Here is a 13246-nt window from a genome sequence, read left to right on the forward strand (position 1 = left end):
CCGGTTCAGGGCACCATCGCGGCAGAGTTCACCAAGCCTACGGCAATTGCCACGCCTGCCGAAAACCAGCCGGCGCTTTCGTTGCCAGCGTCGATCTGGTCCGGTCCGCGACGGGTGATGATGGCGCGCGAGATACCGAAGGCCAGCATCTGCATCACCGCAGCGATGGCCGCCCAGATCGCGGCATCCACCAGCGACACCGAGTGGCTGATCACCGAATTGATCGGCAGCGCCAGGCCGACGAGGGCACCGGCCATGCCGATGCCAGCCGCCTTGTTGCCCTGCCGGATCAAGGTGATTTCCTTGTGCGGGGTGATCAGCGCGACCAACGTGATGGCCAGCAGCAGGATCAGCAGGCCGATCCCCATGAAGGCGGCGAAGGCGAGGAACGATTGACCAGTGATGACATAGTTCATGGCAGTCCTTGGAGCATGTCGGGGCAGGGGCCCACGCTACTGCATCGTTGCAAGGAATGCGCGCGATCGTGATCGCCGACGCAGCGTGCGCGCAGGGCGTCGATGCGCTGCCGGCCCGCCCATGACATCGCCTGCACGGGCCGCAGCAGACTCTTGCGCGTCCCAGGCCGCACTTCCGCCGCCTGCCCAGCGAGCAGACCATGCGCGATACCGTACACGCCCGTTATGCCACCCCCTCGCGCGTCCGTGAAGGCCGACCGTTCCCCCAGGGCGCCACGTTTGACGGCAAGGGCACCAACTTCGCGCTGTTCAGCGCGCACGCCACCCGGGTCGATCTGTGCCTGTTCGACGACGCCGGCAACGAAGAACGGATCGAGCTCCCCGAGTACACCAACGAGGTCTGGCACGGCTACCTGCCAGACGTAAAGCCGGGCCAGCGTTACGGCTATCGCGTGCATGGCCCGTACGCGCCTGCCGAAGGCCATCGATTCAACCACCACAAGCTGCTGCTTGATCCGTATGCGCGGGAGATCGAAGGCGACCTCACCTGGAGCGATGAGCTGTATGGCTACACCATCGGCCACCCCGATGCGGATCTCAGTTTCGACGAGCGCGACAGTGCACCGTTCATGCCCAAGGCCGTGGTGGTGCACGACGACTATGACTGGGAAGATGACCAGCGCCTGTTGACCGCCTGGAACCAGACCCTGGTCTACGAAACGCATGTGCGCGGCTACACGATGCGCCATCCCGACGTCGCCGAAGCAGCGCGGGGCACCTGTGCCGGCCTGGCACACGACGCGGTGCTGGATTACATCAAGGGGCTGGGGGTCACCGCGGTGGAACTGCTGCCGGTACAGGCCTACCTGGATGACAGCCACCTGCTGGAGAAAGGCCTGCGCAATTACTGGGGCTACAACACGCTGGCCTTCTTCGCGCTGAAGAGCCGCTACCTGGCCAGCGGACACCGCGACGAGTTCCGTGACATGGTCAAGGCGATGCACCGCAAGGGCCTGGAAGTGGTGCTGGACGTGGTGTACAACCACACCGCCGAAGGCAACCAGCTGGGCCCGACGCTGTCCTTCAAGGGCATCGACAACGCAACCTACTACCGGCTTGCCGACGACAAGCGCTATTACATCAACGACACCGGCACCGGCAACACGTTCAACCTGAGCAACATGCAGGCGATGCGGTTCGTCACCGATTCGCTGCGCTACTGGGCACAGGACATGCACGTTGATGGCTTCCGCTTCGACCTGGCGACCATCCTGGGCCGGGAACCGAGTGGGTTCGACCAGCGCGGCGGGTTCCTGGACGCCTGCGGACAGGATCCGGTGCTGTCGCAGGTCAAGCTGATCGCCGAACCGTGGGATTGCGGGCCGGGCGGCTACCAGGTCGGGCGTTTCCCGCCGGGATGGGCGGAATGGAATGACAAATTCCGCGACAACGCGCGAAGCTTCTGGAAGGGTGACGAGGGCATGCTGGCCGAGTTCGCCACGCGCTTCACCGGATCGGCGGACCTGTTCGATCGCCGTGGTCGTCGCCCGTGGTCATCGGTCAACTTCATCACCGCCCACGATGGGTTCACCCTGCATGACCTGGTCAGCTACAACGAAAAGCACAACAGTGCCAACGGCGAAGACAACCAGGACGGGTCCAACCATGATGGTTCATGCAATCACGGCGCTGAAGGCGAGACCGATGACGCGGCGATCAACGCACTGCGCGAGCGGCAGATGAAGAACCTGCTGGCCACGCTGCTGCTGGCGCAGGGCACGCCGATGCTGCTGGCCGGCGATGAACGTGCGCAGACCCAAGGCGGCAACAACAATACGTATTGCCAGGACAACGAAACCGCCTGGATCGACTGGCAGCGGGACCCAAGCGAAGGACGGCTGGCGGAGTTCGTGCGCGAACTGACGGCACTGCGCCGCCGCTACCCGATCCTGACCCGTGGCCGCTACCTCAACGGGCGCTACAGCGAAGAAGCCGGGGTCAAGGACCTGACCTGGCTCAATCCGAGCGGGGCGGAGATGCAGGAGGCTGACTGGAGCGATGCCGGCGCGCGATCGGTGGGCCTGGTGCTGGAAGGCAAGGCGCAGCATTCCGGGGTGCGCGAGCATGCCAACGATGCCACCCTGTTGATCCTCATCAATGCATGGCACGAAGGGGTGTCCTTCAAGCTGCCCGATGACGAGCAGACGCCGCTGCACTGGAAGCTGATGGTGTCCACCGATGAAGCGCTGGATCGCCAGTCGGTGCCCAAGGGCTCAACCGAATTCCTTGCCCCGCCGCGCAGCGTCACCGTGTTCGAATGCCGTAGTTGACGGCAGGACGGGCCGGGGGGCGTGCAACGCCCCCTTGCCGCAGGGGGCGATCACACCAGTTGCGCGGTGGGCTTGTGCGTGGCCAGCCAGATCGCCTGCCACAGTCCGGAAAGCCCGATCAATGCGTAGACCGCACGCGGCCACGGACTGTCAATGCCGCAGGCGAGCCCGATCAGGTCGATCTGGAACTGGCCCTGCAGGCCCAGGCAGATGGCACCGAACAGCACCATGATCATCGTCGCGATGTTGAACGCTCGCACTGCATTGCCCCTGGTTGACTCGTTGATGTCCGCATGGTGGCGCGCGTTCCGTGCGAGCACCGTGATCGCGCGCTTCACGCTCCCTCAACCCGGGCCTGCACCCGCACTGCACGCCGGGCTGCCTATGCTCTTTCCATCCTTTCGTCCTGGCAGACACTCCGCATGGTCCCCACTTCCTATTGGCGCAAGAGCTGGGGCAGCTTCGTGCGACCCAATACCGGGTCGTTCGATATCCGTGATGTCTCCTGCCTGCAGGAGCCGACCTCGCTGCGGATCGTCCACCTGTACCGCATCGATGCCTGCTGCCAGCGCTGCGACCGCGCTTTCTCGGCACGCGATGGCCATGGCATGGCGACGGTCACCGGTGCGCGCGTGTTGACCTGCCCGGGATGCTCGGCCAGCCAGGCAGTATCCAACCGTGAGCTGGCGCGATTCTCCGCCTCCCACACGGGCACCGCGATGGCAGCGCCAGGGCCGGTTGCCGAAGTCGCTTGAGCGCGCCACCGTGAAGAATTCCTTGCGCGTCCATCACACCGCCGCACAGAGGGCTGATGGACACTGTGCGCATGAGATGTGTTGCCGATGCCATGAACCGCCCCGACACCCGCACCCGCACCGAGAACGGCGCAGCACCCAGGATCCTGGTGGTCGAAGACGAGCTTGAGCTGTCCACGCTGCTGCAGACCATCCTGGTGGGGGAGGGATACCAGGTCGAGCAGGCCTATTCCTTGTCAGATGCGCTGCATTCGCTCGACGAAGAAGCGTTTGATGCGGCCGTACTCGATGTCGAGCTTCGTGACGGGCTGGTGTTCTCCGTCGCCGATCGCTTGAAGGCGCGCGGAATTCCGTTCTTCTTCCTGTCCGCGGTTTACCGCGGGGTAGTGCCGGTGGCGCACCGTGACGTGCCGTTCCTGGGCAAGCCTTATGAACTGGACGAACTGAAGGGTTACCTCGCTGAGAGTCTGCGAAGCGCTTCATGAGTTACAAGGCAGTGGGAGAAGCGTAGGCAGCCGTGCGGCGTCACACGCTCTAGCAGGCGGCGATGGCAACCTGTCGGCCGTCTTTCATCGTCTTCCAGGAGCACACAGCCATGGCGTCCAGCCCCTTCCTTCATCCCGTGCGGGCGATACATCCCGTGCATGCCGCCGTGCTCGGTGGCGTGCTTCCGCTTTTCCTCGGAACGCTGCTGGCGGATTATGCCTACTGGAGCAGTCATGAGATCCAGTGGAGCAATTTTGCTGCTTGGCTGCTGATCGGCGCCATGGTGATGACCACGCTCGCCCTGCTGTGCGGCGTCGTCGGCCTGGCCCGGCATCGTCACGGACTGGCTTACGTGGTGGTGCTGGCGGTGACCTGGGTGCTGGGCTTCTTCAATTCGCTGCACCATGCGCGTGATGCTTGGGCAGTAATGCCGGCCGGCCTGGTGATGTCGCTGGTAGGTACGCTGTTGGCGCTGGTGGCGACCTGGATCGGCCTGTCCACCCTGCGCGTGGGAGGTGTCCGATGAGCCGCCAGGTGATCACGATTCTCTCGGTTTCGGTGCTGGCTGCCGCGCTCGCCGCCTGCAGCAACAAGGCCCCGCAGGTGGACCAGTACGGTGCCACCCCGGAGATGCCCGCGCCCAAGCGCGACCTGATGCCGGACATGACCATCGCCAAGCCGACCGCGTGGGGCGACAGCGTCCCGACCGTGCCGGCCGGTTACCGTATTTCGGCCATCGCTACCGACCTGGGCATTCCGCGCCAGACCCTGGTGCTGCCCAACGGTGACATCCTGGTGGCGGAAGGGCGGGGCGGCAACGCACCGAAGCTGAAGCCGAAGGATGTCATCGCCGGCAAGATCAAGGCCAAGGGCAACACGGCGGTGAAGAGTGGCAACCGCCTGACGCTGCTGCGCGATGCCGATGGGGACGGTGTGTATGAAATGAAGACCGTCTTCGCCGACAAGCTCAATGCCCCGTATGGCCTGGCGATGATCGGCAACGTACTGTATGTCGCCAACCAGGATGCGCTGGTACGGTTCGACTATGTCGAAGGGCAGACCCGCGCCAGTGCGGCGCCGGTGACGGTCACCGAGCTGCCTTCGGCGATCAACCACCACTGGACCAAGTCACTCACCGCGAGCGCCGATGGCCGCCATCTGTACGTGGGCATCGGCTCCAACAGCAACATCACCGAACGCGGCATGGCTGCCGAAGTGGACCGCGCGGTGGTGTGGCAGATCGACGCTGCGACCGGCGCCCACAAGACCTTCGCCACCGGCCTGCGCAATCCCACCGCGCTGGCGATCCAGCCGGGTACCGGCGCGCTGTGGGCGGTCGTCAACGAACGCGATGAGATCGGGCCGAACCTGGTGCCCGACTACCTGACCTCGGTGAAAGAGGGCGCGTTCTACGGCTGGCCGTACAGCTATTGGGGCAAGAATGTGGATGAGCGGGTGATGCCGCAGGATCCGGCGAAAGTGGCCAGTGCCATCGCGCCGGATTACGCGCTGGGCTCGCACGTGGCCGCGCTGGGTGTCTCGTTCTCCGGCCCGACCATGGGCGCCAAGTTCGCCGATGGCGTGTTCGTCGGCGAGCACGGCAGCTGGAACCGCAATCCGCCCGTGGGCTACAAGGTGGTCTTCGTGCCGTTCCGTGACGGCCGCCCGGCCGGTGAACCGATCGACTTCGTCTCCGGCTTCCACGGCGAAGACGGGCTGACCCGTGGCCGCCCGGTGGGCGTGACCGTGGATCCGCGCGGTGCGTTGATCGTTGCCGATGACCTGGCCAACACGATCTGGCGGGTGACGCCGGATACGGTCGCCGCCCCGGCTGCACCGGCGGCGTCACCGCCGGCTCCGGTTACCCCGTAAGCCGGCTACGTCCGCGCCGGGCGATCCCCGGCGCGGACGGCGCTCAACCCAGCGCCGCGCGTACGCGCGTGGCCAGCTCGTCAACGCTGAACGGTTTGCCGATCAGCTGCACGCTGGGATCCAGCACGCCGTCCTGCACCAGCGCGTTACGGCTGTAGCCGGTAGCGAAGAGCACTTTCAGGTCCGGCCGGCGCCTGAGTGCCTCATCGGCCAGTTCGCGGCCGTTGACTTCCGGCATGACCACATCGGTGAACAGCAGTGCGATCGCCGGGTGCGCATCGAGCAGCTTGAGCGCGGCGGCGGCGCCGTCCGCGGCCAGCACCGGGTAGCCCAGTTCGGTCAGCGCGTCGATGGAGAACTGGCGCACGCCCGGCTCATCTTCCACCACCAGCACCAGCTCCTGCCCCCCGGACGACGCCACCGGGACATCCTCCGTAGTGGAGGGCGGCGCATCGAGCACCGCCATCAGGCGCGGCAGGTAGAGCATCACGGTGGTGCCCTGGCCGACGCGCGAATCGATGCGCACGTGGCCGCAGGACTGCTTGACGAAGCCGTACACCTGGGACAGCCCCAGTCCGGTCCCCTGGCCGACCTTCTTGGTCGTGAAGAACGGCTCGAAGGCCTTGGCCATCACCTCCGGCGGCATGCCGCTGCCGTTGTCGGCGACAGAGATCAGCACGTATTCGCCGACGGGGACGCCGCCGGCTTCGGCGCATTGCTGCGCACAGTTGGCCGTTTCCACCGTGAGCCGGCCGCCTCCGGGCATGGCATCGCGCGCATTGACCGCAAGATTGAGGATCACGTTTTCCAGCTGGTTGGCGTCGGCGAAGGTCGACCACAGGTCGGCGGCCAGCACCGTCTGCAGGCGCACGCTGCTGCCCAGCGAATGCACCAGCAGGTCCGACATGCCCGCCACCAGCCGGTTGGCATCCACCGGAACCGGCTGCAGCGGCTGTTGGCGGGAGAACGACAGCAAACGCTGGGTCAGCTGCGCGGCCCGGCGCGCGCCATCGATCGCCATGTCGATGTAGCGCTTGGCACGCGGATCCTGGTCGCCCAGGCGTGCCGCCAGCAGGTCAAGCGGCCCGATGACCGTGGCCAGCATGTTGTTGAAGTCATGTGCGATGCCGCCGGTCAGCTGGCCCACGGCCTCCATTTTCTGGCTCTGCCGCAGCGCGTCTTCGGCGCGCGTGCGCTCCTGTACCTCCTCCAGCACGCGGGCTTCCAGATGCTCGTTCAGCTCTTTCAGGCGGGCCTCGGCCAGCCTGCGCTCGGTGACATCGATGGCCACCCCCAGTACGCGCAGGCAGCGGTCCCCTTCGAACAGCCCGCGGCCTTTGGCGGCCACCCAGCGCAGCACGCCGTCCTCCCGGCCCACCGTGCGGTATTCCACGTCGTAGAGCGCGCGCACGGCCGGGTCGGCGGCGGCGGCAAAGGCGGCGGTGGTCGCCTGCCGGTCATCAGGATGCAGGCCGTCGTAGAAGTCCTGCAGGGACACCTCGACCTGCGCGGAGATGCCGAACATGGCCTTGGTGCGTGGCGGCCAGATCAGCACGTTGTTGACCAGGTCCACGTCCCAGAATCCCATGTCCCCGGCTTCGGTCGCCGAGCGCAGGCGCTCTTCGCTCTCGGCCAGGGCCGCCTCGGCGGCCTTGCGCGTGGTCAGGTCGAGCATCGCGCCGATCATCCGATGCGGCTCGCCGGACGGACCGCGCAGCACCGTACCGCGATCCAGCACGGCCGCATAACTGCCATCGGCACGGCGGAAGCGGTACTCGCCCGACCAGGCCGAGCTGCTGCTGTCGATCACCGCGTGGATGGCTGCATCCACCCGGCCACGGTCGTCGGGATGGATACGGTCCAGCCACCATTGCGCGCTGGTGGCGGTGACCGCATGCCCGAACAGCGTACTCAACGCCTCGTTCCAGATGACGTGCCCATCGGCCATCCGCCAGTCCCAGATCGCATCATTGGTGGCCCGGGCCGCGAGCCGGTAGCGTTCCTCGATTTCCTGGTGCTGGGCTTCGGCGGCCTTGCGGTCGGTGATGTCCAGCGACGTACCGACCAGGCCGACCACGGCGCCTTCACCATCGCGCAACGGCGCCTTGGTCGACAGCCAGAACGCACGGCGGCCATCGGGGAAACTGATTTCTTCTTCGACCTGCTCACTGCGGCCGCTGGCCATCACGCGCTCATCGGTGGCCATCACCGCTGCCGCCTGCCCGGGATCGCCCAGCAGCTCGGCATCGGTGCGCCCGACATAGTGCTCCGGTGGCATGCCGATCAGTTCGGTGGTGCCGCGGTTGCCCATCAGGATGCGGCCCTGGCGGTCCTTGGCGTAGACCACGCCGGGCGCGGCCTCGACGAAGGAACGCAGCAGGGTCTGCGCCTGGTCACGTTCAGCTTCAAGCCGGCGCCGCTCGTCGATATCGATCAGCACGCCGGGGAAGTCGATCGCGCGACCGTGCGCATCCAGGTCCACACGGCCGGCCGCTTCCAGCCAACGGTACTGTCCGTCCGCGCCGCGCGTCCGGAACTGGTGGACATAGCGCCCGCCGCGGCCTACTGCCTCGGCGATTGCCTGCTGCAGGCCGTCCCGGTCATCAGCGTGCACGGCGGCCACCACCTGGTCCAGGCGCAGCTCGCTGCGTGCCAGCGCCGGATCCAGGCCGAACGCCCGGGCGAGGGCATCATCCACGGCGAGTCTGTCGTGCGCGACATCCCAGAACCAGGTGCCCACGATCGCCCCGGCGGCGAGCGCCAGTTTGACCCGCTCGGCATCACGCGCCACCCGGGTCGAATTTCCGTCTTCAAGGTTCAAGGTGTTCTCACGGCGAGGCGCGGGGATGACGTGTTTGGCCGCATAGATTATCGCCGCCGCCCAGCGCTGGGAACGTGGCTTGCTGAAGCTGATCAGGATGTCACCGGCGCAGTGCCTTCACGCCAGCGCCGCCCGCGGCCTGCGGGTCCCCTTTGACGTGTGGCACAGTGGCGGCGCGGGAGCAACCACGACGTCAAGGAGATCGGAATGAGCGCGAGAACGATGATGCTGGTGCTGTGCCTGGCCGCGGCGGGTTCGGCGATGGCAGGCGGCAGTGCCCGGTTCGGCAACAAGCTGGTGAGTACCGGCGACGGGGCAGGCAAGGTGACCCAGGTGGCAGGCAAGCCGGACCGGGTGATCCAGCTGGAAACCGACTACAGCGGCAACGTGGGCGAGCGCTGGGAATATTACAAGGCGCAGAAGACCGTCCAGATCATTTTCCGCGATGGCAGGGTGACCGAGGTCAACGAGCTCTACAACTGATTGGCCAGCACGCCCTGAATCGATCTAAACTCGGTCGAAACCACCTGGGAGGGCAGGGCATGGCGAAGATGAGGGTAGCAGTGGGCGCGGCACTGGTTGCTGTGGCAGTGGCCGCTGCGGCAGCCTCGGCGGGGCCGGTTGGGCCTGCGGCGGCGACATCCGGCAACCCCATCCTGCCGGGCTGGTATGCCGACCCGGAAGCGGCGGTGTTCGGCAGCACGTACTGGATCTTCCCGACCCGCTCGGCGCCGTATGCCGAGCAGACCGGATTCGATGCATTCTCCTCGCCCGACCTGGTGCAGTGGACCCGGCATCGCAACGTACTCACCACCGACGCCATCGCGTGGGCCAGGGAGGCGCTGTGGGCGCCCTCGGTCGTGGAACGCGATGGCCGCTATTACTTCTTCTTTTCCGCCAACGACATCAAGAGCGACCAGGAGCTCGGTGGCATCGGCGTGGCGGTGGCCGACCGGCCCGAGGGTCCTTACCGCGACCTGCTGGGCAAGCCGCTGATCGGCACCTTCCATAACGGTGCCCAGCCGATCGACCAGTTCGTGTTCGAGGACGATGACGGCGCCTGGTACATGATCTACGGCGGCTGGAAGCACGCCAACATCGTGCGCCTGAAGGACGATTTCACCGGCGTGCAGCCGCACGAGGATGGCACGCTGTACAAGGAGATCACCCCCGCACCGGAATACGTGGAGGGCTCGCTGATGTTCAAGCGCGGCGGCCGCTACTACTACATGTGGTCCGAGGGCGGCTGGGGCGAGCCGGAGTACTCGGTGGCTTACGCCATCGCCGACAAGCCGACCGGACCGTTCAAGCGGATCGGCAAGATCCTGCAGCAGGATCCCACCATCGCCACCAGCGCCGGCCACCACTCGGTGATCCACGCGCCGGGCTCGGACAACTGGTACATCGTCTACCACCGTCGCCCGCTGGGAGAGACCAGCCGCCATCACCGCGCCACCGCGATCGACCGGATGTACTTCGATGAAAAGGGACTGATCCTGCCGGTCCGGATGACGATGGAGGGCGTGCCGGCCGAGCGGCTGGACGCGCGCTGACCGAGGTTGTCCCGCGCTCGGTGGACGTGCTGCCGCGCTTGGTCGGCGCTCCAGTGCGGTCCATCGCGTGCAGGGTGGTTTCGTCGGATGCCACTGGAGTGGCCGGGGCGCAGCGTGCAGTCTGCCGGTGTACGACCTACCCGACGCGACAAGGAATGTTCGATGCCACCCCGAGCCCCACTGCTTTGCTTCGTGCTTGCCGGTTCCCTGCTGTCCAGCGGCGCGACCGCGGCCGACGCCAGTGCACCGCCGGATGACGCGTGCGCGCTGGCGGCACGGCCCCTGCGCGCGCCGGACCTGCAGGTTCCCTTCGACGTCGTCGACGGCCGCATCTATCTCCAGATCCAGGTCAACGGCCGCGGACCATTCCGCTTCGCCGTCGATACCGGGGCAAGCGGCATCGGCCGCGCCGACACCCGCCTGGCCACCGCGCTCGACCTGCCGTTGCACGGCCAGGCCACCACCTCCGATGGCGTGTCCAGCGCCAGCGTGCAGACGGTCCGGATCGACTCGCTTGCCCTGGGCGCGGTGGTCCGGCGCGACGTGGAGGTCATCACGCGCGACTACAACGCGCACAACGCCCCGGAGGCGGCGTTCATGGGGATACTGGGTCGTGGTTTCTTCGATGACGGCCTGCTGGTCATCGACTATCCACGGCGCATGCTGTCCTTCAGCCGCACCCAGCAGCTTCCCACCCAGGGCACGAATGTCCTGCGTTATGAGCGGGCCTTCCGCGTACCGGTGCGGATCGGCGGGGAGCAGGTGCTGGGCCAGCTCGATACCGGCGCCAACGTCAGCTTCGTGCTGCCACGGGCGATGTATGACACCGTTTCCACCGGACCCCTGGAAGCAGCCGGCCGCTCGCGGTTGACCAACAGCCAGGTCGAGGCGCAGCGGGCCACCGTGCAGGGGCCGATCGAGATCGGCCAGCTGCGCCTCGCTGATGTGGAGGTGCGCGTGTCGGCAAAGTATCCCGAGCTGCTGATAGGCGCACATGCGCTGCAGCAGGCCGTTGTGCTGATCGACCAGCGCACCAGGGCGGTGGCCATCTGCCGGTAAGCCGCACGGCTCCGCGGCTATACTCGGCCTTCATGCTCAAGGAAGCTCGATGGCCGTCCTGCTGCTTGCGATCGTGGTCATCGAAGGGATCCTGCTGCTGTCATGGTGGCGACCGTACTGGGCATGGGGGCTGCCGGTGTTCAGTCGTCGCATCCCCGCGCCTTACCCGGCGTTGAAGGCATTTCCCTTCCACCAGCTGGAGCGCGAAGTGGCCGCGGAACAATGGCCGGACCTGGTGTTCCGCCCGCTCGACAAACGAAGCCATGCGTTCCGCGAGAGCTTCGGCCTGCATTTCGGCTGGCGCTACCCGCCGTTGATGCGCGGCCAGGTCGTGGTCGACATGCGACGCCGGCAGATCCATGTCATCGGGCGCGGCAACTGGCTGCTGATGGTCGCCGTGGTCACCGCCATCCCCGCGCTCACGGTCGCACCCGGTGGGGTGCTGGTGGTCGCGCTGGTGCTGATCGCCAGCTATCTTGTACAGCGCCATCGCTATCTTGCCGTCGTCGCGGCGATACGCCGGCTGCTGGATCACCCGGCGGCCGTCTAGCGCCCGCCCGTCAGCAGCAGCCGGGCCTGGGTGCCCCAGCCGCCGATCAGCACATCCGGCCTGCCGTCGCCGTCCAGGTCGCCCTGGCCCATGCTCCAGCTGCGCCCCACGGTGATGCCCGGCACCACGGCAAGCGTGACATCCCGGAAGTGGCCCTTGCCATCGTTCTGCCACGCACGCAGTTGCAACGGCACGAACCCAGGCACCTGGATCGCGCCGACCAGCAGGTCCGGGTGGCCATCGTGGTTGAAGTCGACCACCGTCCCGGCCCAGCTGGAAAACGTGTGCGCGGGAAGGCGCTCGGCAGTCTCATCGCGGAAGCGGCCATTGCCATCGTTGACCAGCAGGCGCGTCTGCGGGTCCTTGTCCCAGGCCGCGTTGTTGCTGGTGATGTTGAAGAACACGATGTCCGGGCGGCCATCACCGGTGAGGTCGGCCACGTGCACTTCACGGGTTTCCATCGGCACCCTCAGTTCCAGCCGATGCGACTGGTCGCTGAATCGTCCGCGGCCATCGTTGATCAGCAGGCGATTGGGGTGCGCCGGGCTGGCCAGCACCGCGTCCAGGTCGCCGTCGCCATCGATGTCGGCCAATGCCACGCCCTCGGTCTGCGCCTCGCCCTGCGGCAGATGGGTCGCGCTGGCATCGATGAAATGGCCGGGTCGTTTGGGGTCGTTGAGGAAAAGAAGACTGCGCGACGCCCGCGCAGGCACCCCGGCGCCATGGCCTGTCTCGCCGGTGCTGCCGATGAAGATGTCCGCGCGCCCATCGCCATCCACATCGCCCACTGCAAGCCCGTTGCCCTGGCTGCCGGCTGGCAGGCGCTCACTGGCATCGGTGAAGCCGCCCTTGCCATCGCCGAGGAACAACTGGTGCACCTCCTCGGATTCGCTGATGAACACCATATCGGCGTGACCATCGCCGTTGAAATCCGCAGTGCGCACATGTTCGTTGTCACGCATCGTGCGGCCGAACGCATCCGGAACGTAGCGCAGCTTTCCGGTTCCATCGTTGAGGTAGAGCCGGTTGACGCCGTGTTCCACCGAGACCACCACGTCGCGGTGACCATCGCCGTTGACGTCGACGAATACCGAGTCAGTGGAATGCAGGCTGGGCGCGGTCGGCACATGGGTCGCGGTGGCATCCACGAACACCGAAGAGGGGGCCTCGTTGATCACCTTGAAGGCGTGCGTACCAGGGTCGCGCGGTTCTGCGCGCTGGGCGGAGGCGGCGTGCGCGGCGGCCAGCAGCGCCAGGCTGGTGGCCAGCAGGGGAATCGAGAACCGTGTCGGCATGGGGGCGCTCCGGGTGCAGGAACCAGCCTTGAACCTAACCGCAAAACGGGCGCTTCTGCAAAACTGCCCCGCCATGCCACTATCATGCCCGCACGCGGCCTTGGCCAAC

13 protein-coding genes are annotated in these 13246 nt (G+C 66.6%); 9 read left to right on the forward strand and 4 right to left on the reverse strand.

Translation table 11 applies throughout. From position 1 onward, the window contains the following. Nucleotides 1–5: 5 nt before the first annotated feature. The gene (locus tag CXG43_RS16615) at nt 6–416 is read right to left on the reverse strand and encodes a DUF350 domain-containing protein (protein ID WP_042612938.1); all 411 of its coding nucleotides are present in this window, start codon (nt 414–416) and stop codon (nt 6–8) included. Nucleotides 417–616: 200 nt separating this feature from the next. Here CXG43_RS16615 and glgX point away from each other — a divergent pair, with 200 nt between their 5' ends. After that, a complete protein-coding gene (gene glgX, locus CXG43_RS16620) occupies nt 617–2746 on the forward strand; it encodes a glycogen debranching protein GlgX (protein WP_101100997.1) in 2130 nt (709 codons plus the stop codon). 50 nt (nt 2747–2796) lie between these two features. On the opposite strand, the gene CXG43_RS19320 is transcribed toward glgX, so the two are convergent. Beyond that, nucleotides 2797–3084, reverse strand: a complete 288-nt coding sequence (locus CXG43_RS19320) for a DUF378 domain-containing protein (protein WP_198551484.1) — start codon at nt 3082–3084, stop codon at nt 2797–2799. 84 nt (nt 3085–3168) lie between these two features. Here CXG43_RS19320 and CXG43_RS16630 point away from each other — a divergent pair, with 84 nt between their 5' ends. The 4 genes from CXG43_RS16630 (at nt 3169) to CXG43_RS16645 (ending at nt 5859) form a co-directional block, all read left to right on the forward strand. Continuing rightward, a complete protein-coding gene (locus CXG43_RS16630; RefSeq protein WP_101100999.1) occupies nt 3169–3501 on the forward strand; it encodes a hypothetical protein in 333 nt (110 codons plus the stop codon). A gap of 56 nt (nt 3502–3557) precedes the next feature. Next, nucleotides 3558–3986, forward strand: coding sequence for a response regulator (locus CXG43_RS16635; RefSeq protein WP_223181677.1), 429 nt, complete (start codon nt 3558–3560; stop codon nt 3984–3986). A gap of 110 nt (nt 3987–4096) precedes the next feature. Continuing rightward, nucleotides 4097–4513 (forward strand): DUF2231 domain-containing protein, encoded by a 417-nt coding sequence (locus tag CXG43_RS16640; RefSeq protein ID WP_101101003.1) that lies wholly within the window; start codon nt 4097–4099, stop codon nt 4511–4513. Then, nucleotides 4510–5859: a sorbosone dehydrogenase family protein gene (locus tag CXG43_RS16645; RefSeq protein ID WP_101101005.1), complete on the forward strand. Its 1350-nt coding sequence runs from the start codon at nt 4510–4512 to the stop codon at nt 5857–5859. The genes CXG43_RS16640 and CXG43_RS16645 overlap by 4 nt, the downstream gene beginning before the upstream one ends. A 43-nt stretch (nt 5860–5902) precedes the next feature. Here CXG43_RS16645 and CXG43_RS16650 read toward each other — a convergent pair whose 3' ends face one another. After that, a complete protein-coding gene (locus tag CXG43_RS16650; RefSeq protein ID WP_232767844.1) occupies nt 5903–8680 on the reverse strand; it encodes a PAS domain-containing sensor histidine kinase in 2778 nt (925 codons plus the stop codon). 207 nt (nt 8681–8887) lie between these two features. Here CXG43_RS16650 and CXG43_RS16655 point away from each other — a divergent pair, with 207 nt between their 5' ends. From CXG43_RS16655 to CXG43_RS16670, 4 genes are all read left to right on the forward strand, one after another. Further along, on the forward strand, nt 8888–9163 hold the full coding sequence (locus tag CXG43_RS16655) for a DUF2845 domain-containing protein (protein WP_157825122.1): 276 nt from the start codon (nt 8888–8890) through the stop codon (nt 9161–9163). Between the two features lie 59 nt (nt 9164–9222). Further along, the gene (locus CXG43_RS16660; protein ID WP_232767845.1) at nt 9223–10233 is read left to right on the forward strand and encodes a glycoside hydrolase family 43 protein; all 1011 of its coding nucleotides are present in this window, start codon (nt 9223–9225) and stop codon (nt 10231–10233) included. Between the two features lie 162 nt (nt 10234–10395). Continuing rightward, the gene (locus CXG43_RS16665; protein ID WP_101101009.1) at nt 10396–11292 is read left to right on the forward strand and encodes an aspartyl protease family protein; all 897 of its coding nucleotides are present in this window, start codon (nt 10396–10398) and stop codon (nt 11290–11292) included. Nucleotides 11293–11341: 49 nt separating this feature from the next. Further along, on the forward strand, nt 11342–11842 hold the full coding sequence (locus CXG43_RS16670) for a hypothetical protein (protein ID WP_101101011.1): 501 nt from the start codon (nt 11342–11344) through the stop codon (nt 11840–11842). Here CXG43_RS16670 and CXG43_RS16675 read toward each other — a convergent pair. Continuing rightward, nucleotides 11839–13137, reverse strand: coding sequence for a VCBS repeat-containing protein (locus CXG43_RS16675; RefSeq protein ID WP_101101013.1), 1299 nt, complete (start codon nt 13135–13137; stop codon nt 11839–11841). The two genes, CXG43_RS16670 and CXG43_RS16675, sit on opposite strands and share 4 nt — an antisense overlap. Nucleotides 13138–13246 lie beyond the last annotated feature (109 nt).

Origin of the sequence: Stenotrophomonas sp. Bg11-02 (assembly GCF_002836635.1) — a bacterium.
Classification (GTDB): Bacteria; Pseudomonadota; Gammaproteobacteria; order Xanthomonadales; family Xanthomonadaceae; genus Stenotrophomonas; species Stenotrophomonas lacuserhaii.

Coding starts and splice junctions, on each gene's coding strand:
- CXG43_RS16615 (WP_042612938.1), bottom strand. CDS start 416: ATGAACTATGTCATCACTGGTCAATCGTTCCTCGCCTTCGCCGCCTTC.
- glgX (WP_101100997.1), top strand. CDS start 617: ATGCGCGATACCGTACACGCCCGTTATGCCACCCCCTCGCGCGTCCGT.
- CXG43_RS16630 (WP_101100999.1), top strand. CDS start 3,169: ATGGTCCCCACTTCCTATTGGCGCAAGAGCTGGGGCAGCTTCGTGCGA.
- CXG43_RS16635 (WP_223181677.1), top strand. CDS start 3,558: ATGGACACTGTGCGCATGAGATGTGTTGCCGATGCCATGAACCGCCCC.
- CXG43_RS16640 (WP_101101003.1), top strand. CDS start 4,097: ATGGCGTCCAGCCCCTTCCTTCATCCCGTGCGGGCGATACATCCCGTG.
- CXG43_RS16645 (WP_101101005.1), top strand. CDS start 4,510: ATGAGCCGCCAGGTGATCACGATTCTCTCGGTTTCGGTGCTGGCTGCC.
- CXG43_RS16655 (WP_157825122.1), top strand. CDS start 8,888: ATGAGCGCGAGAACGATGATGCTGGTGCTGTGCCTGGCCGCGGCGGGT.
- CXG43_RS16660 (WP_232767845.1), top strand. CDS start 9,223: ATGGCGAAGATGAGGGTAGCAGTGGGCGCGGCACTGGTTGCTGTGGCA.
- CXG43_RS16665 (WP_101101009.1), top strand. CDS start 10,396: ATGCCACCCCGAGCCCCACTGCTTTGCTTCGTGCTTGCCGGTTCCCTG.
- CXG43_RS16670 (WP_101101011.1), top strand. CDS start 11,342: ATGGCCGTCCTGCTGCTTGCGATCGTGGTCATCGAAGGGATCCTGCTG.
- CXG43_RS16675 (WP_101101013.1), bottom strand. CDS start 13,137: ATGCCGACACGGTTCTCGATTCCCCTGCTGGCCACCAGCCTGGCGCTG.